The sequence below is a fragment of the Pseudomonas sp. A25(2017) genome, assembly GCF_002001065.1.
Taxonomy (GTDB): domain Bacteria; phylum Pseudomonadota; class Gammaproteobacteria; order Pseudomonadales; family Pseudomonadaceae; genus Aquipseudomonas; species Aquipseudomonas kilonensis.
This window is the reverse complement of the sequence record NZ_MUOA01000061.1, coordinates 223,725-234,354: the sequence shown is the minus strand read 5'-3', so window position 1 is coordinate 234,354 and position 10,630 is coordinate 223,725. Positions and strand designations below refer to the sequence as shown.

Below are 10,630 nucleotides of genomic sequence, written 5' to 3'. Positions count from 1 at the left end.
GTGGCGAATGGCGCGACAAGATGAAACCGGTATGGAAGAAGTTCGAAGGCGATATCGGCGCTGACCTGATCAAAGCCGCAGAAGCCTCCAACAAGGCCCAGTGATTGGTTGGCCGGTGCTGCCGCCCTGGTAGCGCCGGCCTGTCGTCCCCCACAGGAGAGGTCACGCCATGAACGCCCTTCGGCGCATCTGGGAACACTTCGAGGAAGCTTTCATTGCTTTCCTTCTGGCCGCCATGACGCTCGTAACGTTCGTCTACGTGGTGCTCAACAATCTCTATACCGTTTTCTATAGCCTCGGCGACCAATGGTCAGCCGCGAGCGAGTCGATGTTCGCCATTGGCGACACCGTCATGGGCATGGCCCAGGCTATGACCTGGAGCACGTCACTGACCAAGGCCCTGTTTGGCTGGCTGATCTTTTTTGGGCTGTCGTACGGCGTTCGCACCGCCGGGCACATCGGCGTCGATGCGCTGGTGAAGCTGGCGAGCAAACCGGTCCAGCGCTTGATCGGTGTCATCGCCTGCCTGTGCTGCCTCGCCTATGCCGGGCTGCTGGCGGTGGCGAGTTTCGAATGGATCAACACCTTGATGATTGCCCAGATCGGCGCCGAGGACCTCGGCCATTTCGGCATCATGCAGTGGCATATCGGGTTGATCGTACCGGTGGGGTTCGCGCTGGTGTTCATTCGTTTCGCGGAAATTCTCGTGCGCATCCTGATGAATCGCCAGACCGGCCTGGGCCTGGCCGATGAAGCGGCCGAAGCCATCAAATTGACTGAACACGAGGAAGACAAGCCATGACCATTGCCTTCCTGTTCATTGCACTGTTCGTGCTGATGTTCATCGGCGTGCCCATTGCCATTTCGCTGGGGTTGGCCGGCTCGCTGACCATCATTTTCTTCAGCCCCGACTCGGTGCGTTCCCTGGCGATCAAGCTGTTCGAGACTTCCGAGCACTACACGTTGCTGGCGATTCCGTTCTTCCTGCTGGCCGGTGCGTTCATGACCACCGGCGGCGTGGCGCGACGGTTGATCGATTTTGCCAACGCCTGCGTCGGGCACATCCGCGGCGGCCTGGCGATTGCGGCGGTGCTGGCCTGCATGTTGTTTGCGGCGTTGTCGGGCTCAAGTCCTGCGACGGTGGCGGCGGTCGGTTCCATTGCCATCGCCGGGATGGTGCGCTCGGGTTATCCACAGGCGTTTGGCGCAGGCATCGTGTGTAATGCCGGCACCCTGGGTATCCTGATTCCGCCCTCGATCGTGATGGTGGTGTACGCCGCAGCGACCGAAACCTCGGTGGGCAAGTTGTTCATGGCCGGTGTGATTCCCGGTTTGCTGTTGGGTTTTTTCCTGATGGTGGCGATCTACATCGTCGCGGTGAAGAAAAACCTGCCAGCGATGCCACGGGCGACGCTGAAGGAATGGTTGAGCACGGCACGCCAGGCCATCTGGGGCCTGCTGCTGATGATCATCATTCTCGGCGGGATTTATTCGGGGATGTTCACCCCTACCGAAGCAGCGGCGGTGGCGGCGGTGTATTCGGCGTTCATTGCATTGTTCGTCTACAAGGACCTGACGTTCCGTGAGACGCCCAAGGTGCTGCTGGAGTCGGCCAAGCTGAGCATCATGCTGATGTTTATCATCGCCAACGCCATGCTCTTCGCCCACGTGCTGACCACCGAGCAACTGCCGCAGCAAATCACCGCATGGGTGATCGATGCCGGGTTGACGCCGGTGACCTTCCTGCTGGTGGTGAACATCGTGCTGCTGATCGCTGGCGCGTTCATGGAGCCTTCGGCGATCATCCTGATCCTGGCGCCGATCCTGTTCCCCATCGCCATGAAGCTAGGCATCGACCCGATCCACCTGGGCATCATCATGGTGGTGAATCTGGAGATCGGCCTGATCACGCCACCGGTGGGGTTGAACCTGTTCGTCACCTCGGCGGTGACCGGCATGTCCCTGCCCGCCACCATCCGCGCGGCCATGCCGTGGTTGATGATTCTGTTGGCGTTCCTGGTGCTGATTACCTATGTGCCGTGGATCTCGCTAGTGCTACCGAATTGGTTGGGGATGAGTTAAGCCCGGCAGACACACACACCGTGGCGGGCGCAGGACAACTTGCCCGCCACAGAGGGATGGGGCCGCCCTGTCGGCCCTGTGCCTTTGGACACTGAAAGGGACGCCTTGCAATGCTAAAAACTGTATGGAAAGCGCTCGCCTGCACCCTGGCTTTCGGGGCGTGGGGCATGGTCATGGCGGCTGAGCCGATCGTCATCAAATTCTCCCACGTCGTAGGCGAACAAACGCCCAAGGGCCAGGGCGCGTTGATGTTCAAGAAGCTGGCGGAAGAGCGGCTGCCGGGCAAGGTGAAGGTGGAGGTGTACCCCAACTCCACGCTGTATGGCGATGACAAGGAGCTGGAAGCCTTGCTCCTCGGGGAAGTGCAGATCATTGCGCGGTCGCTGGCCAAGTTCGATCAGTACACCAAGTCGGTGCAGTTGTTCGACTTGCCCTTCCTGTTCAACGACATCGCCGCCGTGGACCGTTTTCAGCGCAGCCCCGAGGGCCAGAAGCTGCTCAAGTCCATGGAAAGCAAGAACATCATGGGCCTGGCCTATTGGCACAACGGCATGAAGCATCTGTCGGCCAACAAGCCCCTGCGCCAGCCTGAAGATACCCGTGGCCTGACGTTCCGGATACAGAACTCCGCAGTGCTGGAGGAACAGTTCAAGGCGGTGGACGCCAAAGCCAAACCGATGATTTTCTCGGTGGTGTACCAGGGGCTGCGTACCGGCTTGGTCAACGGCACGGAAAACACCTATTCGAACTTCTACAACCAGAAGCTCAATGAGGTGCAGAAATACGTCACCGAGTCCAACCACGGCATACTCGACTACATGTTGATCACCACATCGGACTTCTGGAACGGCCTGCCGCCGGATATCCGCAGTGAACTGGACAAGATCGTGGTCGAATCCACCGCCCATGCCAACCAGGAAGCGGAGCGCTTCAACCAGCAGGACAAACAGCTTGTGCTGGACGCCAAGACCACCGAGATCGTTACCCTCACACCGGAGGAACGTAATGCCTGGCGCGAAAAAATGAAGCCGGTCTGGGCGAAGTTCGAACAGGAGATCGGGCCGGATCTGATCAAGGCGGCTGAGGCTTCCAACAAGGCCCAGTGACGTAACAAGGCGGGGGGGATAACTTGAAGCCCCTGGCTGAACACTATCTGTGGCGAGGGAGCTTGCTCCCGCTGGGCTGCGCAGCAGCCCCAAAATGTTTGCCTGACACACCGCGGTGTCAGGTTTTGGGGGTGCTTCGCGCCCCAGCGGGAGCAAGCTCCCTCGCCACGAAAGCAGGGTTAGCACAACGCCTCCCTGTCCCCAGCAACCCGGCACATTGCGTTATGATCCCCCGCCTCTCCCTGAACAGAGCTTTTATCCCCGAATGCTGCCGTCCACTCCCGATGTCACCACCCTGCCCCCCGTCCTGGTCGGCCCGCTGTTGCGGCGGCTGGAGCCCACGCGCCTGGTGATGTGGCTGGTGGGTACGCGAGCATTGGCGTTGACGCTGCGCGTGGATGGCGTGGGCGATCTGGCGCTGGATGCGTCGCACTGCACCGTGGTGCCGGTGGGGCAGCGGGCGTTTGTGCATCTGATCGATGTGCGGCTCGACACCCCCTTGCCCCAGGACGTGGCGATCGACTACGACCTGCTGGTGGACGGCGCACCCATTGCCGAGTGGGCGCCGCACATGTTGTATGACGGCGTACCGTGCCCGAATTTCATGTTGCACTCGCGCATCGAGCAACTGGTCCACGGCTCCTGCCGAAAACCCCATTACCCAGCCAACGACGGCCTGCTTTGTGTCGACCGACTGCTGGCGCAAAACTCGACGCAACGCCCGGCATTACTGATGATGAGCGGCGATCAGGTCTATGCCGATGACGTCGCAGGGCCCATGTTGCGGGCGATTCATGCGCTGATCGAACGCTTGGGGCTGTTCGAGGAATGCCTGGACGGTGCCGTGGTGGCGGACAGCGCCAAGCTCTATCAACACCCGGCCAGTTATTACCATCGTGCCGATTTGTTACCGGCACTTGAGAGCAACGAAACCCTGCGCGAGCGTTTTTTCGGCGGGGCCCGCAAGCCGATTTTCACCAGCAGCAGCGCCGACAATCACTTGGTGACCTTCGCCGAGGTCATGGCGATGTACCTGCTGGTGTGGTCACCGGTGCCCTGGACGCTGATCGCGGTGCAGCCGCCCGAACTGACCGTCGAACGGCGCCAACGCTACGACCTGGAACAGCAGCGCATCGATGCGTTCAAGACCGGGCTGAGCGGCGTGGCGCGGGTGTTTGCGCATTTGTCGTGCCTGATGATTTTCGATGACCACGACATTACCGATGACTGGAATTTGTCCGCGCAGTGGGAGGAAACGGCCTACGGTCATCCGTTCTCCAAGCGCATCATCGGCAACGCGTTGATCGCCTACATGCTCTGCCAGGGCTGGGGCAACAACCCGGATGCCTTTGCTGACGTGCTCGCGCAAACCTTGGCCCTGAGCGACACCGCCCGAGACCGCTACCTCGACAGTGAGCCACAGGACAAACTGATCGACACCCTGCTGGCTTTCCAGCGCTGGCATTATGTGCTGCCGAGCACCCCGGCCCTGGTGGTACTCGACACCCGTACCCGGCGATGGCGCAGCGAGACGACCCTCAAGCAGCCTTCCGGCCTGCTGGATTGGGAAGCCCTGAGCGAATTGCAGCAAGAGTTGCTGGATCACCCGTCGGCGATCATCGTCTCACCGGCGCCGATCTTCGGTGTGAAGCTGATCGAGACTGTGCAGCGGCTGTTCAGTTGGTGCGGTTATCCGCTGCTGGTGGACGCGGAAAACTGGATGGCCCATCGCGGCGCTGCCCAGGTAATCCTGAACATTTTCCGCCATTCGCGTACGCCGGGTAATTACGTGGTGCTGTCCGGGGATGTGCATTATTCCTTCGTTTACGAAGTATTGATCCCACACCGCAAGGGCGGCCCGCGCATCTGGCAGATCACCAGCAGCGGCATCAAGAATGAGTTTCCCCCTGCGCTGCTGGAATGGTTCGACCGCCTGAACCGCTGGCTCTACTCGCCGCGCTCGCCCCTGAACTGGTTCACCAAGCGCCGCAGCATGCGCATCGTCCCCCACACCCCGGAACACGCCGAGGCCGGTGAGCGGCTGTGGAACAGCGCGGGCATTGGCCAGGTGTTCTTCAATGAACAGGGCCAGCCTGCGCAGATATTCCAGCACAACGCCAACGGCCAGCCGCCGACGCGGATGCTGCCGCCCAAATCCCCACCAGCCTGAAAACAGTGTGGGAGCGGGCTTGCTCGCGAAAGCGGTGTATCAGTCGCCAAATAAGTTGCCTGACACTCCGCTTTCGCGAGCAAGCCCGCTCCCACAAAGGATAGAGGCGTGAAATAGGCTCAGAACGCCAATTGCAGGCTCTGCTGACCTTCAAGGCTGAGCAGCAACTGTTTCGCCGCCAGGCCGCCAGCGAAGCCGGTGAGGCTGCCGGAGCTGCCGATGACGCGGTGGCACGGGGCGATGATCGAGATGGGGTTGCGGCCATTGGCGGCGCCGACCGCCCGGACCGCTGTCGGTTGGCCGATCTGGACGGCGATGTCGCGGTAGCTGCGGGTTTCTCCAAAGGGGATGGTCAACAGGGCTTGCCAGACCCGGATCTGGAAATCAGTGCCCGCGAAATCCAGCTCCAACTCGAAACGACGGCGCTGGCCGGCGAAGTATTCCAGCAACTGACGCTCGGTTTCCTTGAGGAGCGGATGCTGGGTGTCCTCCTCCAAAGGCCCCAGGCGCACCCGATTGAGCCGCTCGTTTTCCCAGAGGATGGCCGCCAGCCGTGTCTCCCGGGCGACGAGAATCAGTTGGCCGACGGGGGATTGGATGGTTTTGTACAGAGGCAACATCGAGGGATTCCTTTACTGGCTCAGACTGCTTTTTGTGGCGAGGGGATTTATCCCCGCTGGGCTGCGCAGCAGCCCCCAATAATCAGCCTGACACACCTTAGTGTCAGGTTTCAGGGGCGCTTCGCACCCCAGCGGGGATAAATCCCCTCGCCACAAAAAGCGCCTCGACACAAGTGAGCCCCGCTCAGCCCAACAACCCCAGCGCCTTCGCCCGCGCCACCGCTTGGGTGCGGCGCTCGACGCCGAGTTTGCTGTTGATGTGGCTGGCGTGGGTTTTGACGGTGTGCAGCGAGATAAACAATTGCTCGCTGATCTCCTGGTTCGAGCAGCCTTGGGCAATCAACTGCAACACCGCCCGTTCGCGACTGCTGAGGGTTTCGACGGGCGCCGTTGGGTCGGCAGGCTGGGCTACCGTCGAGGGCAGGCGTTCGAGCAGATGTTCACGCAAGGTGCTGGGTGGTGCGTGCAGAAGCTGTTCGCGCAACCATTCACGGCGCTCACCAAACAACCATTCGAAAGGCTGCAAAACCCCGCCGCTGGCGGCTTCGAAAGCCTGGGCCAGGGTGCGACGGGCTTCGGGCTCGCGCCCGACACTCAGCAGCAAGGCGACTTTCTGGTTGAGCGCCATCACGCTGAGCATCTGCCGGCCGCTTTGCTGACCGTGTTCCAGCAAGGCATTGAGCCGGCCTTCGGCGAGCATCGGTTGACCCCGGATGGATTCCAGCACCGCCTGTTGCAGTTCGACATGCAGTGGCAATTGCGGGTGAAACTCGGGCGGCGCGGCGGCCCGTTCGCCGGTGTAGGTCTGGCCCAAGCGGGCCAGCCAGGCTTCGGCCAGGTCGGTGCGGCCCTGGGCCAGCCAGAGTTCGCATTTAACCAGGGTGATCATCGCCAGGTAGTAGATCGGCGGAACGTCCCAGATGTGCATCAGGCGTTCGGCTTCCGCCAGTTCGGCGAACGCCCGGGCGAATTCGCCGCGATAGCCTTCGATACGCGCGATCACGCAATGGCCGATCAGCACGCTGATGTCGCGGCAGGCGCGGGCCTCGGTGAGGCCCGCCTGCAACCGCGCGACGCCGGCCTGGGGCTGCATGCGCAAGGTCAGCAGGAAACCTTCGTACATGATCAACCGCGCCCGCACCGCATAAAGCCGCTGGGGCGACAGTTTGTGCAAACGTTGCAGGCCCTGGTGCACTTCATCCAGCGCCCGCAGGATCTCACCCCGCGCCTGCAGGACCCGGGCACGATCGTAATGGGCCAGGGCCTCGAACAGTGGATTGCCGACCCGCTGCGCCAGCTCCAGGGAGTCACGGTTCAGGTTCCGGGCGCGCCACAGGTCGCCGTCGGCAATCGCCAGGTTAGACAACGTGGACAGGCACATCAGGCGCTGGCCGTAGCGCTTTTGCGGCAGGCTCTCCAAAGCTTCGCTGCAATACCGCACGGTGGCCTCGCGATCCCCGCGGCCACGGGCGACGATCCCGCTCAGGGCCAGCCATTGGGCGAGCATGGATTTTTGCGCGGTGGCCGACGGGGCCGGCAGGAAACGACTCAAGTGCGCCGCCAGCTCTTCGGCAGCGTCCAGCTGGCAGGCCAGCCCCAACGCCCAGCTGTAGAGCACGATCAGCCGCGGGGTACTGATGAGCAGACTGTCGGGCAAGTCCATTTTCCAGCGCAGCAACATGCCGACGTTCTGCTCGGCCAGCAGTTGCTCCTCCGAGAGGTTCTGCACCAGATTCGCCGCCACGTCCAGGTGCCCCGCCCGCAGGGCCTGTTCCACGGCTTCGTCGATCAGCCCCTGGGCGTTGAACCAGCGACAGGCCCGCAGGTGCAGGGTCGCGGCCGGGACCATGGCCGGCGCGCTGGGGCGACTGCGCAACAGGTCGGAAAACAGGTGGTGGTAGCGGTACCAATGGCCGTGCTCGTCCAGCGGCACCAGGAACACCTGGTGGGCCGCCAGGTAACCCAGGATCTCGGCGCTGTCATGGGCTTCGCGCACGGCGTCGCACAGTTCGCTGCAAAAGCGTTCCTGGGGGGCCGTGTCGTAGAGGAACGCCTGCACCTCGGCGGGCAGGCAGTCGATGACTTCTTCGAGCAGGTAATCGCGAATCAGCCCTTCGCCGCCGTGCAGGGCCTGGGGTAGCAGGCCTTCGGTACCGGCTTCGGAGGCGGCCAGCAACCAGAAACGCAACCCGGCCACCCAACCTTCGCTGCGCAGGATGAGGTTTTCCAGCGCCTCACCGCGCAACGAACTGCTGTGATGCTGGAGCAGGGTCAAGGCTTCGTCATGGGTCAGGCGCAGGTCCTGCTCATTGAGTTCGAGCAATTGCCGCGACAGGCGCAAGCGCGCCAGATGCCAGTCCGGGCGCTGGCGGCTGGTGACGAGTACCAGCAACCCATCGGGCAGGTGATTGAGGAAAAATTGCAGGCAGCGATCCAGCACCGGGCTTTGGGCCAGGTGGTAATCGTCAAGGACCAGCAGCAAGGGTGCGCGAGGCGATAAGTGCGTGGACAATTCGTCCAGCAGGCCGTCGAGCCATTCTTCGAAGGCAAAGGGTTGATGGCGCTGGCGCATTTTCAGCAGCCCCAGTGCCCTGCCGCCCAATTGCGGGAAAAACGCCTGGAGCCCTTCGAGCAGCCGTTCCAGGAAGCGCCCCGGATCGTTGTCCCGGGCGCTGAGCCCCAGCCACAGGCTTTGCCAATGGGCCGGCAGGCTCTGGCAGAACTCCACCGCCAGGGAGCTTTTACCGAACCCCGCCGGGGCACTGACCAACAGCAACCTGCCCCCAAGCCCGGCGCTCAAACGCTCGCACAACCGCGGCCGCACAACATGGCCGTCGGGCAAGGGCGGGCGGTAGAAACGCCCGTCCTGTACCGCGATGGCAGCGCGGGCAGAATCCGGAAGTGAAGACAAATCAGTCATGGCCGGCTCTTGTTGGAATGCGGGTGGCGGCGTTGCAGATGTCCGCAGACTAGCGGTAAACGAGGAGGTATTGAAGGGAGTGCTACAAATGGCTACAAAAAGACTACACGCCGATGGCCCTTGAAGGCGCCGCTTTTGTGGCGAGGGGATTTATCCCCGCTGGGTTGCGGAGCAACCCCTCAGCCATCTACTTCGGAGCATCAGTCGGATTGTCTTCAAGCTTTTTGGGGCTGCTTCGCAGCCCAGCGGGGATAAATCCCCTCGCCACAGGGGTTTTGTGTTGGTCAAAAAAAGCCCCGAACCAGTCGGGGCGTTTCTTCGAGGATGCGGCCTCGGGTAAAGCAGTTTAGCGGATGCCTTCCTGACGCAGTGCGTTCGGGGTGAAATCGGCGGTGGTGGCGGTGAAGCCGAAGTCGTAGGCCGATTTCTCTTCGTTCTTCATGCCCAGTGCCAGGTAGCGGCCGGACTGCAGGTCGTAGAGAGTTTCCAGGGCATACCACGGCACTTGCTTGTCGTAGTAGTTCTCGGCATGGGCCTCGGCCACGCGCCACAGTTGGCCACGGCCATCGTAGTGGTCGATCACTGCGGCTTGCCAGGTGTCTTCGTCGATGTAGAAGTCACGCTTGGCGTAGATATGGCGTTGGCCTTCCTTCAGGGTCGCGGTCACATGCCAGACACGACGCAGCTCGTAGCGGGCCAGGTCCTGGTTGATGTGGCCGGCCTTGATGATGTCGGCGTACTTGAGTTGCGGCGAATCGATCTTGTAGCTGTTGGAGGCGATATACAGCTCTTTCTTGCCTTCCAGCTTCCAGTCGTAGCGGTCCGGCGCACCGTTGTACATGTCCAGGTTGTCGGAAGTACGCAGACCATCGGCAGCGGTACCCGGGCCGTCATAGGACACTTGCGGGGCACGGCGCACACGGCGCTGGCCGGCGTTGTAGACCCACGCCGAACGCGGTTCCTTCACCTGGTCGAGGGTTTCGTGCACCAACAGCACGCCACCGGCCAGTCGCGCTGGAGCGGTCACTTGCTGCTTGAAGTAGAACAGGATGTTGCCAGGGTTGGCCGGATCGAAATCCTTCATCTTGTCGCGGAACACGAACTGGTCGCGGAAATACACCAGGCTGTACGAACCGTTTGGCTGCGGGGTGGCCTGGGTGACCAGGCGCGTCACGCTGCCGCCGCGATAGCGGGTGATGTGGTTCCAGATGACTTCCACGCCGCTCTGGGGAATCGGGAACGGCACGGCCGTCTCGAAGTTCTCCAGGCCGTTGCCGCCGGAGACCAACTTGGTGTTGACCGCGTTTTTCTTGATGGAGGCGAACACCTCGTCAGGCACGGTGGCACCGCGATGGGTCGGATAGACCGGCATCTTGAAGGTTTCCGGGTAGCGCTTGAACATCGCGTATTGGCCCGGGGCGAGTTTGGCTTTGTACTGCTCGACGTTCTGCGCGGTGATGGTGAACAGCGGTTTTTCGCTCGGGAATGGGTCGGCAAGGAAGCCCTTGCTGTCCACGGCACCGGCGTTCTTGGCCATGGGTTTCCAGGCCGAGATGGAGCCGTCGGCATTGCCAGCCATTTCGGCGCCCATCGGCGTCAGGCTCTTGCCCAGTTTGTCGGCCTCGGCGGCAGGCACCGCCGCCATGACACTGGCCGCCAACAGGGACAGCCCCAAAGCACCGACCTGCAACAGATTCTTTGTTATTTTCATAGTGTGTCGTCCTGAAATACG

General features: G+C 62.0%; 8 protein-coding genes. 5 read left to right on the top strand and 3 right to left on the bottom strand.

Annotation, left to right across the window (positions count from 1 at the left end; translation table 11 throughout):
- From B0E42_RS31495 to B0E42_RS14710, 5 genes are all read left to right on the top strand, one after another.
- Positions 1-104: hypothetical protein (locus B0E42_RS31495; protein WP_256578309.1), on the top strand; the 104-nt coding region annotated here is incomplete at its 5' end.
- 65 nt (positions 105-169) lie between these two features.
- Positions 170-802: a TRAP transporter small permease gene (locus tag B0E42_RS14725; RefSeq protein ID WP_018614059.1), complete on the top strand. Its 633-nt coding sequence runs from the start codon at positions 170-172 to the stop codon at positions 800-802.
- Entirely contained in the window at positions 799-2,082 is a 1,284-nt protein-coding gene (gene dctM, locus B0E42_RS14720; protein ID WP_018614057.1) for a C4-dicarboxylate TRAP transporter large permease protein DctM, read from the top strand. Before B0E42_RS14725 ends, dctM begins: the two co-directional genes overlap by 4 nt.
- A 110-nt stretch (positions 2,083-2,192) precedes the next feature.
- Positions 2,193-3,188: a TRAP transporter substrate-binding protein gene (locus B0E42_RS14715; protein ID WP_077506716.1), complete on the top strand. Its 996-nt coding sequence runs from the start codon at positions 2,193-2,195 to the stop codon at positions 3,186-3,188.
- A 265-nt stretch (positions 3,189-3,453) separates the two neighbouring features.
- On the top strand, positions 3,454-5,358 hold the full coding sequence (locus B0E42_RS14710; RefSeq protein ID WP_077506715.1) for an alkaline phosphatase D family protein: 1,905 nt from the start codon (positions 3,454-3,456) through the stop codon (positions 5,356-5,358).
- 119 nt (positions 5,359-5,477) lie between these two features.
- Here the strand turns inward: B0E42_RS14710 and B0E42_RS14700 are convergent, their stop codons facing one another.
- The 3 genes from B0E42_RS14700 to B0E42_RS14690 all read right to left on the bottom strand — a co-directional run bounded on the left by B0E42_RS14700 (position 5,478) and on the right by B0E42_RS14690 (position 10,609).
- A complete protein-coding gene (locus B0E42_RS14700) occupies positions 5,478-5,978 on the bottom strand; it encodes a methylated-DNA--[protein]-cysteine S-methyltransferase (protein WP_053178231.1) in 501 nt (166 codons plus the stop codon).
- A 184-nt stretch (positions 5,979-6,162) separates the two neighbouring features.
- Positions 6,163-8,898 (bottom strand): LuxR C-terminal-related transcriptional regulator, encoded by a 2,736-nt coding sequence (locus B0E42_RS14695; RefSeq protein WP_077506713.1) that lies wholly within the window; start codon positions 8,896-8,898, stop codon positions 6,163-6,165.
- Between the two features lie 346 nt (positions 8,899-9,244).
- A complete protein-coding gene (locus B0E42_RS14690; RefSeq protein ID WP_018614046.1) occupies positions 9,245-10,609 on the bottom strand; it encodes a DUF1329 domain-containing protein in 1,365 nt (454 codons plus the stop codon).
- Positions 10,610-10,630: the final 21 nt, after the last annotated feature.